The sequence below is a fragment of the Leucobacter manosquensis genome (assembly GCF_018304845.1).
GTDB classification, from domain to species: Bacteria; Actinomycetota; Actinomycetes; order Actinomycetales; family Microbacteriaceae; genus Leucobacter; species Leucobacter alluvii.
Genome location: NZ_JAFEVO010000001.1, coordinates 12,070 through 31,119, shown reverse-complemented (window position 1 = coordinate 31,119; position 19,050 = coordinate 12,070). Strand labels below are relative to the sequence as shown.

General features: G+C 68.1%; 19 protein-coding genes. 8 read left to right on the top strand and 11 right to left on the bottom strand.

The annotated features are described in order from the left end of the window. Positions 1 to 98 precede the first annotated feature (98 nt). Genes JSQ98_RS00150 through JSQ98_RS00120 form a run of 7 tightly spaced genes read left to right on the top strand, consistent with a single transcriptional unit; the run spans position 99 to position 6,892 of the window. Entirely contained in the window at positions 99 to 1,004 is a 906-nt protein-coding gene (locus tag JSQ98_RS00150) for a dihydrodipicolinate synthase family protein (protein ID WP_090147568.1), read from the top strand. A 58-nt stretch (positions 1,005 to 1,062) separates the two neighbouring features. Next, a complete protein-coding gene (locus JSQ98_RS00145) occupies positions 1,063 to 2,070 on the top strand; it encodes a proline racemase family protein (protein WP_211647804.1) in 1,008 nt (335 codons plus the stop codon). After that, positions 2,067 to 3,086: an ornithine cyclodeaminase family protein gene (locus tag JSQ98_RS00140; RefSeq protein WP_211647802.1), complete on the top strand. Its 1,020-nt coding sequence runs from the start codon at positions 2,067 to 2,069 to the stop codon at positions 3,084 to 3,086. The genes JSQ98_RS00145 and JSQ98_RS00140 overlap by 4 nt, the downstream gene beginning before the upstream one ends. Then, on the top strand, positions 3,086 to 3,823 hold the full coding sequence (locus JSQ98_RS00135; RefSeq protein ID WP_211647800.1) for a GntR family transcriptional regulator: 738 nt from the start codon (positions 3,086 to 3,088) through the stop codon (positions 3,821 to 3,823). The genes JSQ98_RS00140 and JSQ98_RS00135 overlap by 1 nt, the downstream gene beginning before the upstream one ends. Further along, complete coding sequence (locus tag JSQ98_RS00130) at positions 3,820 to 4,977, top strand: NAD(P)/FAD-dependent oxidoreductase (RefSeq protein ID WP_211647798.1); 1,158 nt, start codon at positions 3,820 to 3,822, stop codon at positions 4,975 to 4,977. The genes JSQ98_RS00135 and JSQ98_RS00130 overlap by 4 nt, the downstream gene beginning before the upstream one ends. Then, the gene (locus JSQ98_RS00125) at positions 4,974 to 5,369 is read left to right on the top strand and encodes a (2Fe-2S)-binding protein (RefSeq protein WP_090147555.1); all 396 of its coding nucleotides are present in this window, start codon (positions 4,974 to 4,976) and stop codon (positions 5,367 to 5,369) included. Before JSQ98_RS00130 ends, JSQ98_RS00125 begins: the two co-directional genes overlap by 4 nt. After that, positions 5,366 to 6,892, top strand: a complete 1,527-nt coding sequence (locus tag JSQ98_RS00120) for an NAD(P)/FAD-dependent oxidoreductase (RefSeq protein WP_211647796.1) — start codon at positions 5,366 to 5,368, stop codon at positions 6,890 to 6,892. The genes JSQ98_RS00125 and JSQ98_RS00120 overlap by 4 nt, the downstream gene beginning before the upstream one ends. Positions 6,893 to 6,917: 25 nt before the next feature. Here the strand turns inward: JSQ98_RS00120 and JSQ98_RS00115 are convergent, their stop codons facing one another. The 5 genes from JSQ98_RS00115 to JSQ98_RS00095 form a co-directional block, all read right to left on the bottom strand. Continuing rightward, positions 6,918 to 7,628 (bottom strand): ABC transporter ATP-binding protein, encoded by a 711-nt coding sequence (locus JSQ98_RS00115; protein WP_090147553.1) that lies wholly within the window; start codon positions 7,626 to 7,628, stop codon positions 6,918 to 6,920. Continuing rightward, entirely contained in the window at positions 7,625 to 8,446 is an 822-nt protein-coding gene (locus tag JSQ98_RS00110) for an ABC transporter ATP-binding protein (RefSeq protein WP_090147551.1), read from the bottom strand. Before JSQ98_RS00110 ends, JSQ98_RS00115 begins: the two co-directional genes overlap by 4 nt. Further along, positions 8,443 to 9,627, bottom strand: a complete 1,185-nt coding sequence (locus JSQ98_RS00105) for a branched-chain amino acid ABC transporter permease (RefSeq protein ID WP_211647794.1) — start codon at positions 9,625 to 9,627, stop codon at positions 8,443 to 8,445. Before JSQ98_RS00105 ends, JSQ98_RS00110 begins: the two co-directional genes overlap by 4 nt. Further along, complete coding sequence (locus JSQ98_RS00100; RefSeq protein WP_090147548.1) at positions 9,624 to 10,517, bottom strand: branched-chain amino acid ABC transporter permease; 894 nt, start codon at positions 10,515 to 10,517, stop codon at positions 9,624 to 9,626. Before JSQ98_RS00100 ends, JSQ98_RS00105 begins: the two co-directional genes overlap by 4 nt. A 72-nt stretch (positions 10,518 to 10,589) precedes the next feature. After that, on the bottom strand, positions 10,590 to 11,765 hold the full coding sequence (locus JSQ98_RS00095) for a branched-chain amino acid ABC transporter substrate-binding protein (RefSeq protein ID WP_211647793.1): 1,176 nt from the start codon (positions 11,763 to 11,765) through the stop codon (positions 10,590 to 10,592). Positions 11,766 to 12,024: 259 nt separating this feature from the next. On the opposite strand from JSQ98_RS00095, the gene JSQ98_RS00090 reads away from it, so the two are divergent. Beyond that, positions 12,025 to 13,545 carry an aldehyde dehydrogenase (NADP(+)) gene (locus JSQ98_RS00090; protein ID WP_211647792.1) on the top strand — a complete coding sequence of 507 codons (1,521 nt, stop codon included), beginning with the start codon at positions 12,025 to 12,027 and terminating at the stop codon, positions 13,543 to 13,545. A 144-nt stretch (positions 13,546 to 13,689) separates the two neighbouring features. On the opposite strand, the gene JSQ98_RS00085 is transcribed toward JSQ98_RS00090, so the two are convergent. From JSQ98_RS00085 to JSQ98_RS00060, 6 genes are all read right to left on the bottom strand, one after another. Further along, a complete protein-coding gene (locus JSQ98_RS00085; protein ID WP_211647791.1) occupies positions 13,690 to 14,319 on the bottom strand; it encodes a superoxide dismutase in 630 nt (209 codons plus the stop codon). A 20-nt stretch (positions 14,320 to 14,339) separates the two neighbouring features. Then, positions 14,340 to 14,849: a flavin reductase family protein gene (locus JSQ98_RS00080; protein ID WP_200329726.1), complete on the bottom strand. Its 510-nt coding sequence runs from the start codon at positions 14,847 to 14,849 to the stop codon at positions 14,340 to 14,342. Then, complete coding sequence (locus JSQ98_RS00075) at positions 14,846 to 16,204, bottom strand: FAD-dependent oxidoreductase (protein ID WP_211647790.1); 1,359 nt, start codon at positions 16,202 to 16,204, stop codon at positions 14,846 to 14,848. Before JSQ98_RS00075 ends, JSQ98_RS00080 begins: the two co-directional genes overlap by 4 nt. Beyond that, on the bottom strand, positions 16,201 to 16,527 hold the full coding sequence (gene fdxA / locus JSQ98_RS00070) for a ferredoxin (protein WP_090147528.1): 327 nt from the start codon (positions 16,525 to 16,527) through the stop codon (positions 16,201 to 16,203). Before fdxA ends, JSQ98_RS00075 begins: the two co-directional genes overlap by 4 nt. A gap of 248 nt (positions 16,528 to 16,775) precedes the next feature. Continuing rightward, entirely contained in the window at positions 16,776 to 17,786 is a 1,011-nt protein-coding gene (locus JSQ98_RS00065; protein WP_211647789.1) for a LacI family DNA-binding transcriptional regulator, read from the bottom strand. Positions 17,787 to 17,837: 51 nt separating this feature from the next. After that, positions 17,838 to 19,046: a fumarylacetoacetate hydrolase family protein gene (locus JSQ98_RS00060; protein WP_249290651.1), complete on the bottom strand. Its 1,209-nt coding sequence runs from the start codon at positions 19,044 to 19,046 to the stop codon at positions 17,838 to 17,840. Positions 19,047 to 19,050: the final 4 nt, after the last annotated feature.

Sequence of the window (19,050 nt, the reverse complement as noted above, 5' to 3'; positions counted from 1 at the left end):
CCCCCACCGGAAATCGCAGTTGACGGACCCGCCCCAGAGCGTGGTACCGTGTGCAATGTCACACTGCAGTGACTCGATCGCAGCCCGAAAGGACCCCCATGACCGAGCAGAAGCCCTGGCACGGCGTCATCGTCGCCACCGCACTCCCCTTCACGGACGACCTCTCGGTCGACTACGACGCCTATGCCGAGCATGTGGCCTGGCTGGCCGAGAACGGCTGCGACGGCGTCGCCCCGAACGGCTCCCTCGGGGAATATCAGAACCTCACCGAAGCCGAACGCGCGCAAGTCGTCAAGACCGCCGTCGAAGCAGCACCCGAGGGCTTCACCGTCATGGCCGGCGTCGGCGCCTACGGCGCCCTGCAATCGGCCCACTGGGCCGAGCAGGCCGCGGAGGCGGGCGCTCAGTGCGTGATGCTGCTCCCGCCGAACACTTACCGAGCCAACCACGAACAGGTGAAGCACCACTACGCCACGGTCGGCAAGGTCGGCCTGCCGATCGTCGGGTACAACAATCCGATCGACACCAAGGTCGACCTCGTGCCCGAACTCATCGCCGACATCCATGCCGCCGGCAACATGGTGGGCGTCAAGGAGTTCTCCGGCGACCCCCGCCGCATCTACGAGATCAAGGAGCTGGCCCCCGAGATCGACATCATCATCGGCACCGACGACACCGTGCTCGAAGTGGGGCTCGCCGGCGCCGTCGGCTGGGTGTCGGGGTACCCGAACGCGATTCCGCAGTCGTGCGTCGAGCTCTACCGACTCTGCACGTCGGGCGACTACGCAGACCTCGAGCGCGGCCAGCAGATCTATCGCGACCTGCACTCGCTGCTGCGCTGGGATTCGAAGACGCAGTTCGTCGAGGCGATTAAGCTGTCGATGGACATCGTGGGTCGCAAGGGCGGCGCGAGTCGCCCCCCGCGCCTCGCGCTTCCACAGGATGTCGCGGACCGGATCGTCGCCGATACCCGGGCCGCCATCGCCAAGGGCTACGACAGGTAGCTCGAGGCGGGCACGCAGTTCCAGGGGCAACGCGGCCTCGTTCACTGAAAGGGCGCACATGCGTACGAGTCACGTCTATCACGCCGTCGATTCGCATACCGAGGGCATGCCGACACGGGTCATCACCGGGGGCGTCGGCGTGCTGCCCGGTGACACGATGGCCGAGCGGCGCCTCTGGTTCATGGAGCATCGAGACGACGTGCGTCAGCTGCTCATGTTCGAGCCGCGCGGGCACGCGTCCATGAGCGGCGCGATTCTGCAGCCGCCCACGCGCCCCGACGCCGATTGGGGCGTGCTCTACATCGAGGTCTCCGGGTGCCTGCCGATGTGCGGGCACGGCACCATCGGTGTCGCGACCGTGCTCGTCGAGACGGGAATGGTCGACGTCACGGAGCCCACGACGACGATTCGGCTCGACACCCCGGCTGGTCTCGTCGTCGCAGAAGTGGCCGTCACCGACGGGCACGCCGACCACGTCACGATCACGAACGTGCCGTCGTTCGCCGAGCGCCTCGGCGCCATCGTGGCGGTGCCCGGCCTGGGCGCGGTCGGCTACGACCTCGCCTTCGGCGGCAACTTCTACGCCATCGTCGAGCTCGAACGGCTCGGCATCGAGTGGCATGAGGATCGCCGCAACCAGGGCGAGCTGCTCGCCGCAGGCCTGTCGATCATGGCTGCCATCAACGCGACAGACGAGCCCGTGCACCCCGAGCGCCCCGACATCCGCGGGGTGCACCACGTCTATCTGCAGGCACCCGGCTCGACGGCGCAGCACTCCCGCCACGCGATGGCGATCCACCCGGGCTGGTTCGACCGCTCCCCCTGCGGCACGGGAACGAGCGCCCGCATGGCGCAGCTGCACGCCCGCGGCGAGCTGCCGCTCGACACGGAGTTCATCAACGACTCCTACATCGGTTCCCGTTTCCACGGCACGCTCATCGCCGAGACCGAGGTCGGCGGTCGCCCCGCGGTCATCCCGACGATTCGAGGTCGCGCCTGGGTGACCGGCACCGCCCAGTACTTCCTCGACCCCAGCGACCCGTTCCCGAACGGCTTCCTCCTGTGAGCGGCGCATCGGCAGCGCTGCCCTACTTCACGGCTGCGGACATCACGCGGCTCCTGCCGATCCCCGACGCCATCGCGGCACTGCGCGCTGCGCTGCGCGACGACGTCGATCCCGAGCGCGACGCGCCGCGCCTGTTCAGCGAGTTTCCCGGAGGCGAATTCTTGCTGATGCCCGCCCAGGGAACCCGATTCAGCGGGTTGAAAGCCCTGACCGTGGCGCCTGAGAACCCCGCTCGCGGTCTCGCGAAGATTCAGGGGGTGTACATCGTGTACTCGTCAGACACCGCTGAGCCCCTCGCGATCCTCGAGGGAGCCTCCCTCACGGCGATCCGCACCCCCGCGGTCGCGCTGCTCGCGGTGCAGCATCTCGTGGCGATCGCGCCGCCCGGAGGTGAGCCCGCGCCTCATCCGCGCATCCTCGTGTTCGGCGCCGGAGTGCAGTCGTCAGCGCACATTCGGGCCGCCGCCACCGCGTTTCCCGACGCGACGTTCGACGTGGTCGGCCGCCGACCGGCGCGAGTGGATGCGATGATCGAAGCACTCTCGGGTGCGGGCGAGACCCGCGGAGTCTCCATCCGCAATCGCACCGGCAGCGCGGAGGCCGCGGTACCCGAGGCCGACATCATTCTGTGCACCACATCGACGAGCACGCCCCTGTTCGACGGCGCTCTGGTCGCCGAGCACGCCGTCGTCGCCGCGAACGGGACCCACGGCACGGACAAGCGCGAACTCGATGACGCGCTGATCGAACGCTCCGATCTGGTCGTCGAAGGCCGCGCGTCCGCGCAGCGGGAGAACGGAAATCTCACCGCCCTCGACGCAGAGGTGTGGGGCAGCGCCAGTGCGCCCGCCAACCTGCAGGATCTCGTCACCGGCGACATGCGGCGCACCCCCGGCCGCCCCGCCGTGTTCACCGGCGTCGGCATGGCTTGGGAGGACTTGATCTGCGCGTCTGCGGTGCTCGAATCCGCCGCCCGGAGGGACGCGGCGCCTCCACGGGCCGAGGGAGCGTCGTGATGCCGACGTCCGATCCCGCCGTCGCCGTTCGCTCGACGCCCGCCGTCGAGCGCGTCGCGCGACCCCGGTACCTCCGCGAGACGGTCCTCGAACGGCTGCGCACGGCGATCATCACCGGAGAGCTCGCCGAAGGCGCGCTCTTCTCAGCGCCGATGCTCGGGCAGGCACTCGGCGTGTCCGCCACTCCCGTGCGCGAGGCGATGATGGATCTCGCCCGTGAAGGCCTCGTGGAGACCGTGAAGAACAAGGGCTTTCGCATCACGCGCATGTCGGAAGACGACCTGGACGACCTGGCCCAGGTCAGACTGCTGCTGGAGCCCCCCGCGATGCACCTCGTCGCCGGTCGCGTCACCGACGTGGAGCGCACGGCACTCCGCGAGGTCGCCGGAGCGTGCGCAGCAGCGGCAGAACGCGAAGATCTGCAGCAGTACCTGCAGCTCGATCGCGCGTTCCATGCCCGACTGCTCTCCCTGACGGGGAATCAGCAGCTCGTCGCTCTCGCGACCGAGCTGCGTCTGCGCACCCGCATGTACGGGCTCATCGCCCTTGCACGGGACGGACGGCTCGCAGCCTCGGCGCAAGAGCATCACGATCTCGTCGAGCAGCTGCACCGAGGTGATGCGGACGCAGCCGAGCATCTGCTCCGTCAGCACATCGGTCATGCACGGGCGCTGTGGGCGACGGGGACGGAGAGCGACCCGAGCGCCGACGAACCGACGCGGAGGCGGGACACGTGACGCGGGGCCCATCCGACGTGCTCATCATCGGAGCGGGAATCATGGGGTGCGCCACGGCGTATTTCGCATCCCGAGCCGGCCTCTCGGTGACCGTGCTCGAACGGGAGCTCCCGGTCAGCGGTTCGACCTCCCGGTGCGAGGGCAACATCCTCGTGAGCGACAAGGAGCTCGGCCCCGAGCTCGAGCTCACCCACTACTCACTCGACATCTGGCGCGGCGAACTCGCCGAATTCGGGCGCTTCTGGGAGTTCGAGGCGAAAGGCGGCATCATCGTCGCTTCTCGCGAGTCCAGCCTGGCCTCGCTCGAGCGCTTCTCCGCCAGTCAGCGCGCGTTCGGGATCCGGTCGGAGCGTCTGGATCCCGGAGCACTGCGCGAGTACGAGCCGCTCGTGACCGATCGTGCGCTCGGAGCCGCGTACTACCCGGACGACTGTCAAGTGCAGCCGATCCTCGCGGCTTCCACCTTCCTCCGGCTCGCCCGCGGCCTCGGCGCCGAGCTGGTCACTCGCGCGCCGGTGACCGCGCTGCTGCGCGATGGCGACCGGGTCGTGGGTGCTCGAACCCCCAGGGGGGATTTCAGCGCGGCCCACATCGTGAACACGGCGGGCGCCTGGGCCGGCAGCATCGGCGACCTCGCAGGAGTGCGGGTGCCCGTGCTGCCACGACGGGGATTCGTTCTGGTCACCGAACCGCTGCCACCCCGCGTGCACCACAAGGTGTACGCCGCCGAATACGTCGACAACGTCGGAAGCGCGGACGCCGGCCTGCAGGCCTCACCCGTCGTCGAGGGCACGCCGGCGGGCACGATTCTGATCGGCTCGAGTCGGGAGCGCGTCGGGTTCGACCGGACCGTCAGCGTGCCGGCGCTGCGCTCCATCGCACGGAACGCGATCGAACTGTTCCCCTTCCTCGCAGGTACGCGCATGCTGCGGCACTATCACGGGTTCCGGCCCTACTGCCCCGATCACCTGCCCGTGATCGGCCCTGATCCTCGCGCGCCCGGCCTCTGGCACGCCGCAGGCCATGAGGGCGCCGGCATCGGACTCGCCGCTGGCACCGGAAAGCTCCTCGCCCAGGCGCTCTCCGGCGACGCTCCCGAGCTCTCCCTGCACCCCTTCCGCCCCGAACGCTTCGATGAGGAGGTGTCGGCATGACCCGGCGAGCCCGTCGCGCCGCAGCCCGCCCCGATCCCGCTCCCGAGGAAGCGGCCGGCGATGTCGTCGCCGCATTCGACGGTGCCCCGATCTCCGCGCCCCGCGGCGCGAGTATCGCTGCTGCCCTCATCTCCTCCGGCCGTACGTCGTGGCGCAGCACGCGCGACGGCGAGCGCCGGGGCATCTTCTGCGGCATCGGCGTGTGCTTCGATTGCCTGGTCGAGGTCGACGGGGAGTCGGGACAACGCGCCTGCATGATCCCCCTGCGCGCTGGCATGGACGTCCGCTCGGCCACCGGAGCATCGACTCCCGAATCGGGCGGAGAGGCACCCGCAGGGCTTGACGCCGCTCCGCCCGCTGACACGCGCACGGCCGGCGGAGGACACGCATGAGCGACCAGAGCGGACTCGCGGGAAGCGATCCGATCGCGCCACCGCTGCGCCGCACGGCATCGCAGCCGCACGCCGACGTCGTCGTCGTGGGAGCGGGACCCGCCGGGCTCGCTGCGGCTGCCACCGCGTCCGAGTCGGGGGCATCGGTCATCGTGATCGACAGTGCTGAGCAACCTGGAGGCCAATACTGGCGGCACCGCAGTGAGGCCGCCGGTGACGACGACGGCGCGCTGCATCACGGCTGGCAGGAGTACCTCGCGCTGCGCGCGCGGTTCGACGCTGGAATGGGTGCCGGGGCGATCCGCTACATTCCCGCGACGAGCGTGTGGATGGTGCAGCGGACGCCCCCGGCTTCGCCCGATGCGACGCCATGCTTCACGCTTCGGCTGGCTCCCTCGTACGGGCCGGGCGCGGGCGCCGCGACCACCGTTCGGGCGCGCACGCTCGTGCTCGCGACCGGAGGGTACGATCGGCAGATCCCGCTTCCCGGCTGGCACCTCCCGGGCGTCATGGCAGCCGGGGGCATACAAGCCTTCATCAAGCAGAACGGCGCCTTGCCGGGTTCCCGTTTCGTCATCGCAGGCACTGGCCCGTTCCTCCTGCCCGTCGCTTCGAACATCGCGCACTCGGGGGGCCGCGTCACGTCCGTCCTCGAATCATCGTCGCTCGTCGGCTGGCTCCCTCGAGCGCATCGCGCATTCGGCGTCCCCGCAAAGGGCGCCGAAGGGGCGGAGTACATCGCCACCTTCCTGCGTCGACGCATTCCGTATCGACGCCGCACGGTCATCACCGAGATTCTCGGAGACTCCCATGTGGAGGCCGTGCGCACCGCGCGGATCGGGCGGTCGGGGGAAGTAGAGCCGAAGAGCTCCCGCATCATCGAGGACGTCGACGCCGTCGGCCTGGGATGGGGCTTCACCCCGCAGCTCGAGCTTCCCGTGCAACTGGGGGCCCAGACGAGGCTCGACGCGGACGGCTCACTGGTGGCGGTCGTCGACCAGAACCAGCGATCCTCCGTGCCGGGGCTCTTCCTCGCGGGTGAACTGACCGGGGTCGGCGGCGCAGTGCTCGCGGTACTCGAAGGCACCGTCGCCGGCCGGGCGGCCGCCGCAGACGCAACCGGTGAGATCGGGAGCGCGACGACGGCGGAGCTTCGGGCGATGCGGCGTCAACGCTCGTTCGCGGAGGCGATGCATCTCGCGCATCCGGTACCCGAGGGCTGGGAGCAGCGCCTCCACACCGACACGATCGTCTGCCGATGCGAGGAAGTGCGCTACGGCGCCCTCTCCCACGCCCGCGAAGTGCTCTCGGGCGAGGACTCCCGCACGCAGAAGGGTGTGACGCGCGCCGGGATGGGCTGGTGCCAGGGTCGTGTCTGCGGATACGCAGTCACCTGCATCGCCGGAGCGCCCGCTCCCACTCGGGCGGGCGCACGGGATTCCGCCGCGTCTCTTGCACAGACGAATCACCGGCCGATCGCGCAACCGATCCCGCTCTCCGCACTCCTCGACGTCGAGGAGTGAGCGGGATCGGCCGCGCCCAGCGCTCCTAGGCCCCCAGGTACGCCTCGATCACTCTCGGGTCCGCGGCGAGTTCCGCCGCCGACCCCTGCATCGTCACGCGCCCTGATTCGAGCACGTAGCCCCGATGCGCGATCTTCAGAGCCGCCCGCGCGTTCTGCTCGACCAGGAGCACCGTCGTGCCCTGGGCGTTCACGCGCTGCACGATCTCCATGACCTGCTTCGCGATGAGCGGCGCCAATCCCATCGAGGGTTCGTCGAGCAGGAGGAGCTTCGGTCCGCCGACGAGTGCCCGCCCGAGCGCGAGCATCTGCTGCTCACCGCCGGAGAGCGTGCCGCCCTGCTGCCCGCGACGCTCGGCGAGCCTCGGCATGAGCTCGTAGGCCTCCTCCGCTCTCCGCGCGATGACCTTCTGGTCTTTCACGAGGTAGCCTCCGAGCAACAGGTTCTCGTGCACCGTCATCGTGGAGAAGATGCGCCGCCCCTCGGGAATGTGGAGCAGCCCGGCTCCGACCGCATCCCAAGGCTGCATGCGCAGGAGGTCGTGATCCCCCCAGCGCGCCCGGCCCGTCTTGGCGCGCACGAGACCGGAGATCATCGACAGGGTCGACGTCTTTCCGGCTCCGTTGTTCCCGAGGAGCGACACGATCTCTCCCTCGCGCACGGTCAGACTGAGGTCGCGCAGCGCGTGCACGCGGTGGTAGTACAGGTCGATGTTCTCGAGCACCAAGTCGCTCATGCGTCCTCCTCTTCGCCGAGATACGCGGCGATCACCGCGGGGTCTTGCTTGATCTGCTGCGGGGTGCCATCGGCGATCTCGGTGCCGTAGTTCAGCACGACGATCCGCTCAGAGACCTGCATCACGAGCCCCATGTCGTGCTCGATCAGCACGATGCTCACGCCGAGATCGCGAATCCTGCGGATCAGGTGCATCAGTTCGATCTTCTCGCTGTGGTTCAGGCCGGCGCCGGGCTCGTCGAGCAGCAGCAGCTTCGGCTGGGTCGCGAGCGCCCGCGCGATCTCGACGCGCCGCTGCTCGCCGTACGGCAGCTGGGTCACCAGCAACTCGTCGTCCGCACGAAAGCCCACGAAGTCGAGCCAGCCGCGCGCATCCTCTGCGCACTGCGCTTCGCTGCGGGTGTAGCGCGGCGTGTGCAGCATCGCGTCGAAGACGTTCTGACGCAGATGCGCGTGCATCGCGGTCTTCACGTTGTCGAGCACGCTCATCTCCTTGAAGAGCCGCACATTCTGGAAGGTACGAGCCATTCCGAGCTGCGTGACCGCCGACGGCTTGCGCCGCGCGATCGACTCTCCGTCGAAGACGACCGTGCCCCGGTCGGGCCGGTAGAAGCCCGAGATGCAGTTGAACGCGCTCGTCTTCCCCGCCCCGTTCGGCCCGATCACGGAGACGATCTCGCCCTCGTGCACGGAGAACGAGAGACCGTCCACGGCTTTGATCCCGCCGAACGATACCGCGAGGTCGGCGACTTCGAGCAGCACCCGCGCGGTTCCGCTCGGCCGAGCCCCTGGCTCGGTCAGCTGTGAGGTGTCGCTCATCGTCGTCCCTCCTCGTCATTCGGTGCTGTTGCAGGGTCGCTGGCGGGGCTGCCGGTCGTGTCACTCGCGTTCTCGACGACGCCCACCACGCCGACGCTCTCCGTCGGCGGCACCTCTGGAATCTGCCGCTTCTTCAAGAACGGGAGTACGGCGTTCGCCGGCCAGATGCCCCGCGGGCGGAAGATCATCGCGACGACGAGCAGCACGCCGAACAGGAGGAAGCGCCACTCGCTGAACTCGCGGAGGAACTCGGGGGCGAGCGAAACGAAGAGCGCCCCGATGATGACGCCGGGCGTCGAGCCCATCCCGCCCAGCACGACAGCCATCAGCACGAGCGCCGAGTAGAGGAATTCGAAGCTGTTCGGGGCGATCGCCGAGAGATGGCCGGCCATCAGCGTTCCGGCGAACCCGCCCCACACCGCGCCGATGATGTACGCGAGCAGCTTGGTCGCATACCCGTTGATCCCCATCGCCTCGCTCACGTCTTCGTCGTCTCGCACCGACTTCCACGCGCGGCCGAGCTTCCCTCTGCCGAGGCGCGAGACCGCCACAACGGCGACCCCGATGCCGACGAAGAGCACGAAGTAGTAGAACAGCACCTTGGCATTGAAATGGATCCCGAGGATGTCGAGGCCGTCGGAGAACGACCACCCGAAGAACGACCACGTCGGGATGCCGTGGATGCCGCTCGGGCCGCCCGTGATCTGCAGATTGTTGGCCGTGATCCGAATGATCTCACCGAACCCGAGCGTCACGATCGCGAGATAGTCGCTCCGCAGGCGCAGGGTCGGGCCCCCGATGATGACGCCGGCGAGGATGCAGGCGATCACCACGAACGGGATCGTCTCGAGCATCGAGAGCCCGAACTGCGTCGTGAGGATCCCGCTCGTGTAGGCGCCGACGGCCATGAACGCGATGTACCCGAGATCGAGGAGTCCCGCGTAGCCGACGACGACGTTCAATCCCATCGCGAGGACGATGTAGATGAAGGCCGAGGTGAGGATCGAGATGATGTACGGCGTCGCGGTGACGAACGGGAGGATCGCCGCCGCGGCGAAGAGCACGATCCCGAGCACCTTCATGAAGCGTTCGGGAGCGAGAAGCCCGCGGATGGCCGGCGGGCGTTCGAGCGTGGGTTTCGGCGCCTGCAGGCGCGGAGTCTTCGGTCGGGCCATGGTCATACCCTCTCCACGACGCGCTCGCCGAGAATGCCGGTCGGTTTGAATACGAGGAACAGGATGAGGAAGCCGAATGCGAAGACATCGCGCCACTGACCTCCGAGAAAATGAGTGCCGAAGGATTCGAGGAGCCCGAGCACGACGCCGCCGAGCATCGCGCCGTAGAGGTTCCCGATGCCGCCGATCACCGCCGCGGTGAACGCTTTGAGGCCGATGACGAACCCCATCAGGAAGTCGATGGTGCCGTAGTACGCGGCGGCCATCACCCCCGCGGCTCCCGCGAGCGCCGAACCGATGAAGAATGTGCGGGAGATGACTCGGTTCACGTTGACGCCCATGAGCAGGGACGCCTTCTGATCGAGGGCGATCGCGCGCATCGCGCGGCCCTCCCGCGAATGCATGACGTAGCGTTGCAGCAGGAACATGAGGATCGCGGCGACCAGCATCAAGACGAGCTGCGGCATGGTGATCCGCGCGCCGAGGACTTCGACGGGGGCGCCCTGGAGCCGGATCGGGAAGACGAGCGGGCTCGCCCCGAAGATCTGACGCACGGCGTACTCGAGGGTGAACGAGACGCCCACCGCCGTGATCAGTGCGGCCAGGCGCGGACTTGACCGCAGCGGACGGTAGGCGATGCGCTCGATGAGCACGCCGATTCCGCCGGTGAGCAGCATCGTGATGAGCAGCACGAGCAGCAGGATGGGGATCGAGCCGAGGCCGAACAGCCCCGTGAAACCGCCGAGCACCACGAACGCGAGGAACGAGCCGAGCATGTAGAGATCGCCGTGCGCGAAGTTCAGGAGTTTGATGATGCCGTAGACCATGCTGTAGCCGAGTGCGACGAGCGCGTAGAACGAGCCGACGAAGAGCCCGTTCCAGATGAGTTGGAACATGAATGCCTTCCCTGGGTTGCCGATGCGTGATGAGCCGGACGAACGGCGCACCGTCCGTCCGGCTGCTCATCGCTAGCCCTGCAGGTCGTCCTTCAGCACGAACGCGCCACCGTCACCGGTCGGCTCGACGATGACGAAGCCGCCTCCCTCTCGCGAGCCGTCGTCAGCGAACGTCAGGTCGCCGGTGAGCAACGGGAATCCCTCGAGCTCATCGAGCGCGGTCGTCACGGCTTCGAATTCGGTACCACCGGCCTCGGTGAAGGCCTCGGCCATCGTCTTCACCGCCTCATAGGTTTGAATCGAGTACGGCCCCGGAGCGGCCCCGCCCGACACCTCCTCGTAGTCGGCGATCCACGCGTCGCCGCCCTCGAGCATGTCGGGGGTCTTCGTGAACGTGCCCACCACGTTCTTGATGCTCTCGTCGCCGGCGATCGCGGCGAGCTGCGCGTCGACGGAGCCGTCGCCGACGAGGATCGGACCGTCGTAGCCTGCGCCGCGGAGCTGATTCACGAGCAGACCGCCGGCCTGGTAGTACCCGCTCCACACGATGAAATCGGGGTCCGCACCCAGCACGCTGTTCACGTTCGCCGAGAAGTCCTTCTCGTCAGGATTGACCGACTCCCGCTTCGCGATCTCGAACCCTTCGGCCTGCTCCTCGACGGAGTCGGCGAGGTCGACCGAGTAATCGGTATTGTCGTCGATCACTGCGACACGGGCGGCACCGACCGATTGGATGTACTCCACGGCTGCTTCGGCCTGCTGCGCGCCGGTCCCGTTGATCATGAAGGCGCCCTGTCCGACGAGCTGGTTCGAGTTCGCGGCGGGGATCACCATCGGCACCTGCGCGTCGGTGAAGACCGGGATCGTGGGCAGTGTCGCACCGGAGCAGTATCCGCCGACCGAGCCCTTCACTCCCGCGGTGACCAGCTTGTTGGCCGCTGCGACAGCCGCTGTCGGATCGCAGCCGTCGTCTTCGGTGACGAGCTCCAGATCACGACCATCGATGCCGCCATCCCCGTTGACCTCGTCGATCGCGAGCTGAGCCCCGAATTTCATGTAGTCGCCGAATGCGGCCTCCTGACCGGAGAACGGCGCGAGCATACCGATCTTGATCGGACCATCCTCGCTCCCGCCGTCGTCGCCGCTGCCGGCGAGACCGCCCGAGCAGCCGGAGAGCGCGAGCCCGAAGGCGAGCGTGAGAGCCCCGGTGGCGGCGAGCCGTGCTGATGCTGAACGTCGTGAAGACATCAAGACTTCCTTTCGTGGATACGTCATTGAATCGCTGAAAGTGCAGACGACGTCACCTTCGACGTCCTGTACAATTTTACATTGTATAGTCGGCGCCGATGCGGCACAGATCACGTTTCGAACACGATCGCTGATGCCCCTCCCGCACGGTAGACCGGTCATCGACTGTGCATGAGAGACGGCACGACTCGACGTCGCGCCTGAAAGAATGGCAGCGGTTCCCGCAAGCACTGATGCCCCGACAACGAAGGATCGATGCATGACTCACGAAGCGCTTTCTCCTGATCTTGAGGCCGTCGTCGCACGCGCCACCACCGCCGCACCCCACCTCGCCACCACCACCGCCACCCAACGAGCACGAGCCCTCGTCGCCATCGCCGACGCCCTCGAAACCGCATCACCCGACCTCGTACACATCGCACTCCGCGAGACCGGCCTCACCCAAGCCCGACTCACCGGCGAAGTCACCCGCACCGCCGTCCAACTCCGCCTCTTCGCCGACACCATCGTCGACGGCGGCTACCTCGACGCCCGCATCGACCCCGCAGACCCCGACTTCGCCCTCGGCCAACGCCCCGATATCCGCCGCACCCACATCCCCCTCGGCCCAGTCATCAACTTCTCCGCCTCCAACTTCCCCTTCGCGTTCTCCGTCATGGGCGGCGACTCCGCAGCGATCCTCGCAGCAGGATGCCCACTCATCGTGAAAGCCCACTCCAGCCACCCAGACCTCTCCGACGCCACCGCGGAAGTCGCCACACGCGCACTCACCCAAGCAGGCATGCCAGAAGGCACCTTCCAACTCATCCACGGCCGCGAAGCCGGAGTGCAGGTCTTGCAGGACCCCCGCATCAAAGCCGGATCCTTCACCGGCTCCATCCGCGTCGGCCGCATCCTCGCCGACATCGCCGCGAACCGGCCAGCACCCATCCCGTTCTTCGGAGAACTCGGCAGCGTCAACCCCGTCTTCATCACCGCCGACGCCATCACGGAACGCGCCGACGAGATCGCCACCGGCTACCTCGCCAGCGTCGCAGGCTCCGCCGGCCAGCTCTGCACCAAGCCCGGCTTCGCATTCATCCCCGCAGGCAGCGCACTCCCCCAGGCCATCACCCACAACGCGACCGACGTCCCCGAGCATCGCCTCCTCGACCCCCGCATCGCGAAATCCTACGACGAACGCCGCACCGCCGTACTGGGCACCGCCGGAGCGAACCCGCTGATCCCCGGCGGCATCCGCTTCGACGACGACGGACAGGGCTGGGCCACCCCCACCATCATCGCGATCAGCCTCGACGACTTCCGAACCGGACGCGACACCCTCCTCGAAGAATCCTTCGGCCCGCTCTCCATCCTCGTCGAAACCCCCACCGGCACCGACCTCGCAGCCCTCATGCCCGAGTTCTACGAAGGCAACCTCTCCGGCACCCTCCACATCAGCGAAGCCGAAGCCACCGGAGAAACCGACAACGCCCCCCAACTACGCGCCCTCATCGCCGCCCTCGCGAACCAAGTCGGCCGCGTCCTGTTCAACGGCTGGTCCACCGGCGTCGCCGTCACCCCCGCCCAACAGCACGGCGGCCCCTGGCCCGCGACAACGAACGACTCCTCCACCTCCGTCGGCACCGCAGCCATCACCCGCTTCCAACGACCCGTCGCCTACCAGAACGCACCCCAAGCACTCCTCCCCGAAGCACTCCAAGACACCAACCCGCTCGGCATCCCCCAACACATCAGCCCAGCAGGCCAATCACACCACTGGGGCACACGCTGGCACTAACCCCCACCGCAACCGACCCGAACGAACCCGAATCCACTGCGCGACGGGCGCAAACGGACCCGCCGGCACACAGCAAGACCCCCGAGAGGCTCAGCCTCCCGGGGGTCTTCGTTCATCGACGATCAGTGCTCCGGCGCAGCAGGGTCAGCTCGCGACGATGAGGCCCTCGGTCGCAGCGCGGGCGGCCTCGAAGCGCCGATGCACGTCGGGCCAGTTCACGAGCTCCCAGAAGGCTTTGACGTAGTCGGCGCGCACGTTGAGGTAGTCGAGGTAGTAGGCGTGCTCCCAGACGTCGAGCTGCAGCAGCGGGGTGACCCCGAGCGGGGCGTTGCCCTGCTGGTCGAACAGCTGGAAGATCACGAGGCGGGCGCCCACGCTGTCCCAGGCGAGCACGGCCCATCCGGATCCCTGCACGCCGAGCGCCGTCGCAGTGAAGTGCGCACGGAAGGCGTCGATCGACCCGAACGCGTCGACCAGTGCTGCGTCGAACTCGCCCTCGGGCGTCCCGCCGCCGTCGGGCGAGAGGTTCTGCCAGAACACCGAGTGGTTGATGTGGCCGCCGAGGTTGAACGCGAGGTCTTTCTCGAGCTTGTTCACGTTCGCGAGGTCGCCCGCGCTGCGCGCTGCGGCGAGCTGCTCGAGCGCGGTGTTCGCGCCCGTCACGTACGCCTGGTGATGCTTGGAATGGTGCAACTCCATGATCTTGCCGGAGATGTGCGGTTCGAGCGCCGCGTAGTCGTAGGGCAGCTCGGGAAGTGTGTAGTGAGTGGGCATGTCGTCTTCCTTTCGATGGGTCAGTGGTGGGGGTCGTGCGGGAGGGCGTGGAAACGGCGATCGAGATAGACGAGCGGGCGCCCCTGCGGGCCCGCCAGCACCTCGAGCACCTCTGCGATCACGACGGTCGACGAGCCGACGGCGACCGTTTGCAGGGTTCGGCAGCGCAGTGCGGCCCGCGCCGAGGCGAGGTGCGGCTCCCCGGTTTCCAGCGCCGACCACCCCTGCTCTGGGGTGAAACGCTCGGAGCCGCTGATCGCGAAGCTCTGCGCGAGGTCGGAGTGCTCGTCGTCGATGAGGTGCACGACGAAGGTGCGTGCGCCGAGGATCGCTCCTGCCGACCCGGTGGCCCTCGTGACCGAGAACATGATCGCAGCAGGGTCGACCGCGACCGAGGCCACGCTCGACGCCGTGAGCCCAACGGGGCCGTCGGGAGAGGAACCCGTGATGATCGCGACACCGGCCGGATGCGTGCGGAACGCGGCCTTGAGCGCTTCGCCGACCGGTGCGGGCTCGGGAGTCGTGGTCATCGGACGGCCTCCGTCAATGTCTGGTGCTGGGCATGGGAGAGCATCTCCGCGCGATCCGCGATCTTCGTCCGCTCGCGTCCGCGCTCGACTCCGGCGGCGCGCTCGGCGGAGTCGATGCGCAACCAGCCGTCGAGGTCCACGGCGCGGCCGAGCCGGGCGATCGGTTCCGCATCGTGCGAGACGGGCTCGGCCGCTGCGAGATCGGCGACGAGGTGACGAACGGTCTGCGCAGCATCCGACTTGGTCGATCCGATGAGCCCGACCGGCCCGCGCTTGATCCAGCCTGTGGCATATAACCGCGGGACCGGCTCCCCCACTGCATCGACGACTCGCCCCTCGGCGTGGGGAACGACTCCGAGATCCGCGTCGAACGGCATCCCGGGGACCGCGGTCGAGCGGTAGCCCACGGCCCGGTAGACCGCTCCCACGTCGTAGTGCAGCAGCTCGCCGGTTCCGACCATCCGACCCAGCTCGTCCGACGCGGTGCGCTCCATCTCGATACCGGTCACGCGGTCCGTGCCCAGGAGACGAACGGGGCGCTGACGCACATGCAGATGGATGCGGCGGGAGGCCGTTCGGCTCGCCGGCTCGAGCGCGGCCCATTCGGTCATGGTGCGCACGACGATGCGGCGCTGTGAGAACTGCGCCACCATTCGCTCGGCATGCTCGTCCAGGACGAGCTCCTCCGGGTCGACGATCACGTCGACATCGTCCTGCTCGGCGAGTTCGCGCAGTTCCATCGCGGAGAAGCGCACGTCGGCCGGGCCCCGCCGAGCAAACAGGTGCACATCGCGGAGCGGGTTGACTGCGAGCTGATCGAGCACGATATCCGGGGTGTCCGTGTGCATCAGCGCGCGGGAGTGCTTCGCGAGGATCCGGGTGACGTCGAGCGCGACGTTGCCCGCCCCGAGCACCGCGACAGACTCCGCCTCGAGCGGCCAGGTGCGCGCGGCGTCCGGGTGCCCGTCGTACCAGGAGACGAAGTCGGCGGCGCCGAAAGATCCCGGGAGGTCGATCCCGGGGATGTCGAGCTGGACGTCGAGGTCGGCGCCGGTCGCCACGATGACCCCGTCGTAGGCCGCCCGCAGTTCCTCGATCTCGACGTCGACGCCGATCTCGACGTTGCACTGCAGGCGAATGCGCGGGTTCACCAGCACGTCGTGCAGGGCATCGGTGATCTTGCGGATGCGCGGATGATCCGGGGCGACCCCGTACCGGACCAGCCCGTAGGGGGCCGGAAGCTTCTCGAACAGATCGATCGAGGCGGTCGGCGCGAGGTCGAGGAGGATGTCGGCGGCGTAGATCCCGGCCGGTCCCGCCCCGACGACGGCGATGCGCGGCTCTGCGACGGTCATGCGAACTCCCCCTGAGGTGGGAGTGCGGCGATGATCGGATGGTCGAAGGCGAGCATCCCCGTCTTGGCTGCGCCGCCCGGCGATCCGATCTCGTCGAAGAACTCGACATTCGCCGTGTAGAAGTCCTGCCATTCGTCGGGCAGATCGTCTTCGTAGTAGATGGCCTCGACCGGGCACACCGGTTCGCAAGCGCCGCAGTCAACGCACTCGTCGGGGTGGATGTACAACGATCGTTCGCCCTCGTAGATGCAGTCGACGGGGCACTCGTCGATACAGGCCCTGTCCTTCACATCGACGCACGGCAGGGCGATCACGTAAGTCATTGCTGGGTCCTCGCTCGGGTCACTCGGTCCTCGTTCGGGTCGTTGGGCCCGAAATCGGGCCACGTGACCACCGTAAAACCTGAAGTGCACTTGAGGTCAAGCCGAGGAGGGGCTTCCGTCTCGGGATGCACGTGCTTCATGCAGGGAATCCCGCGAGGAGCGGACCACATTGCCAAGACCGACCCGCACGAGCACGGATCCCCTGCGCGCCCGCGCCGTCGAACGCTCGAGCCAGCATCGGGCGCGCCCTACTGCTGCGCGGTGCTCTCCCCCGCCACCAGGGTATGACCGACATCGACGATCGTGGAGGATGACGGCTTCTGGCCCGACTCGATGCGTTCGAGGAGCACGCGCCCGGCCTCCTCTCCGATTCGGCGGCTCGGCACGAGCATCGTGGTGAGCGTGGGCACGAGATGCCGCCCCACGTCGAAGCCGCCGAAGCCCGTGATGCCGATTTCGGTGGGAACCGATATTCCGGAGCGCAGCGCCTCGAGCAGGGCTCCCGCGGCGAAGACGTCGCTCGAGAACATGATGACGTCGGCTTGCGGCAACTCAGTGCGCGCCTGGCGGAAGAGGTCGCGGCCGGCATCCATGCTGACGCCGGCCGTCCCAGAGTCGAGAATGCGCACCGGCACTTGCGGAAAGAGGCGCCGCATCCCGTCCTCGAAGGCCGCGCGACGTCGCAGTGCGCGAACGTCGCCCCCGCTGAATTGACCTGCGAGCACGGGGAAGCGGTACCCGAGCGAGTGGACGTGCTCGACGAGCGCACTCATCGCCGCGTAGTTCGAGAAGCCGACGACTGAGTCGACGGGGTGCTGCGTGAGCTCCCACGACTCGACCACGGGAACGCGGGCCGCGCTCAACAGCGTCTGCGCGCCGGGCGTATGCTCGGTGCCGACGAGCACGATGCCGTCCGGCCTGCGTCCGAGGAAGGCTCGGAGCATCTCCTCCTCCTGCTGCAGGCTGTACTCCGTCGTGCCGATGAAGAGGTGGTACCCGTGCGGGGCGAGCACGGTCTCGAGCCCCTGCACGGTCTCCGCGAAGACGGAGGCCGACACTGCGGGGATCAGCACGGCGATCGTTCGGCTGCGATTGGAGGCGAGGTTGCTCGCTGCCAGGTTCGGCACGTAACCGGTGGATCGGATCGACGCCTGCACGCGTTCGAGCGTGTCTTCGGAGACGACCCCCGGCTGGCGGATCGCGCGCGAGACGGTCTGCGGCGAGACGCCGGCGTGCTCCGCCACTTCGGCGAGTGTCACGCTCCGGGTGGACCGCCGACTCGACCGCTTTTCGCCATCAGGGTGCATCGCTTACCTCAGCAGTTCTCTCCTCGCCAGATTTCGCATGAGTGCCCCCACGCCGAACTCCCACGGAGCGCACGCTTCGCTGTGCGCGACCCGATTGACCAGTGTCCCCAGTGTAGGCGACGAGATGCGCACCACATCGCCGACATGGTGGGTGAAGCCGGCGCCGGCTTCACCCCGATCCGCCGTGGGAGCGAAGAGGGTGCCGAGGTACAGCGCTGCGCCATCGGGGTACTGGTGCTGCGGGCCTAGCAGTTGGCGCACCAGGTCCGCTGGGTCGCGGCTGATCTGCGTCATATCGGAGTGGGCTTCCAACGCGAATCCATCTGCGCCGTCCACTCTGAGCTGCACCTCGGCGCGGCGCACATCGTCGAGTGAGAATGAGGCGTCGAAGAGCCGGATGAACGGGCCGAGCGAACCGGAGGCGGTGTTGTCTTTCGCTTTGGGGAGCAGGAGGGCGCTGCGCCCCTCGACGTCTCTGAGGTTCAGGTCATTGCCGAGCGTCGCCCCCAGAATGCGGCCGGCGGGATCGATGATCAGCGCGATCTCGGGCTCGGGGTTGTTCCAGCTCGACGTCGAGAGCACGCCGATCTCGCTGCCGGTGCCGACGGAGGCGAGCACCGGGCACTTGGTGAAGATCTCGGCGTCAGCGCCGATGCCGACTTCGAGGTACTGGCTCCACAGCCCCTGCTCGATGAGGTAGTCCTTCAATTTCAGGGCTTCGTCGGAGCCCGGCTCGATCGCGCTGAGATCGCCGCCGATGACGTCGAGCACCTGAGCTCGCACGCGTGCCGCCTCGTCTGCGTTTCCCCGTGCACGCTCTTCGATGACCCGCTCGATCATCGAGACGGCGAAGGTCACACCGGCCGCTTTGACGCACTGCAGGTCGATCGGCGACAGGAACGTCACCTCGTCGATCTCGCTCTGCATCGTCGCCGAGAGAAGGCGGTCGGCGGATCCGAGCGACGCTCCCGCCGCGCGCCGCGCCGCCGCAGCTGGATCGGCTTCGAGCATGAGGTCGCTCACCGTCGCGAACGCATGCGAGAGGTCGTACACGTCGTCGGCGGTCACGAGCACGGGGCTGGGGCCGGAGACCGCGGGATCCCAGACGCGGCCGATGAGGGTCGCCGAGGCGTGGTCGCGCGGAAGGGTCTCGGCGAGGCTCGCCGGCCAGGAGCGGGTCAGCGGTGCGGTCGATGCGGTCGATGCGGTCATGATC

Bases quoted from the DNA above. Each gene is read 5' to 3' on its own strand.
- JSQ98_RS00150 (WP_090147568.1), top strand. From the start codon at position 99: ATGACCGAGCAGAAGCCCTGGCACGGCGTCATCGTCGCCACCGCACTC.
- JSQ98_RS00145 (WP_211647804.1), top strand. From the start codon at position 1,063: ATGCGTACGAGTCACGTCTATCACGCCGTCGATTCGCATACCGAGGGC.
- JSQ98_RS00135 (WP_211647800.1), top strand. From the start codon at position 3,086: ATGCCGACGTCCGATCCCGCCGTCGCCGTTCGCTCGACGCCCGCCGTC.
- JSQ98_RS00125 (WP_090147555.1), top strand. From the start codon at position 4,974: ATGACCCGGCGAGCCCGTCGCGCCGCAGCCCGCCCCGATCCCGCTCCC.
- JSQ98_RS00120 (WP_211647796.1), top strand. From the start codon at position 5,366: ATGAGCGACCAGAGCGGACTCGCGGGAAGCGATCCGATCGCGCCACCG.
- JSQ98_RS00115 (WP_090147553.1), bottom strand. From the start codon at position 7,628: ATGAGCGACTTGGTGCTCGAGAACATCGACCTGTACTACCACCGCGTG.
- JSQ98_RS00110 (WP_090147551.1), bottom strand. From the start codon at position 8,446: ATGAGCGACACCTCACAGCTGACCGAGCCAGGGGCTCGGCCGAGCGGA.
- JSQ98_RS00105 (WP_211647794.1), bottom strand. From the start codon at position 9,627: ATGACCATGGCCCGACCGAAGACTCCGCGCCTGCAGGCGCCGAAACCC.
- JSQ98_RS00100 (WP_090147548.1), bottom strand. From the start codon at position 10,517: ATGTTCCAACTCATCTGGAACGGGCTCTTCGTCGGCTCGTTCTACGCG.
- JSQ98_RS00095 (WP_211647793.1), bottom strand. From the start codon at position 11,765: ATGTCTTCACGACGTTCAGCATCAGCACGGCTCGCCGCCACCGGGGCT.
- JSQ98_RS00090 (WP_211647792.1), top strand. From the start codon at position 12,025: ATGACTCACGAAGCGCTTTCTCCTGATCTTGAGGCCGTCGTCGCACGC.
- JSQ98_RS00085 (WP_211647791.1), bottom strand. From the start codon at position 14,319: ATGCCCACTCACTACACACTTCCCGAGCTGCCCTACGACTACGCGGCG.
- JSQ98_RS00080 (WP_200329726.1), bottom strand. From the start codon at position 14,849: ATGACCACGACTCCCGAGCCCGCACCGGTCGGCGAAGCGCTCAAGGCC.
- JSQ98_RS00075 (WP_211647790.1), bottom strand. From the start codon at position 16,204: ATGACCGTCGCAGAGCCGCGCATCGCCGTCGTCGGGGCGGGACCGGCC.
- fdxA (WP_090147528.1), bottom strand. From the start codon at position 16,527: ATGACTTACGTGATCGCCCTGCCGTGCGTCGATGTGAAGGACAGGGCC.
- JSQ98_RS00060 (WP_249290651.1), bottom strand. From the start codon at position 19,046: ATGACCGCATCGACCGCATCGACCGCACCGCTGACCCGCTCCTGGCCG.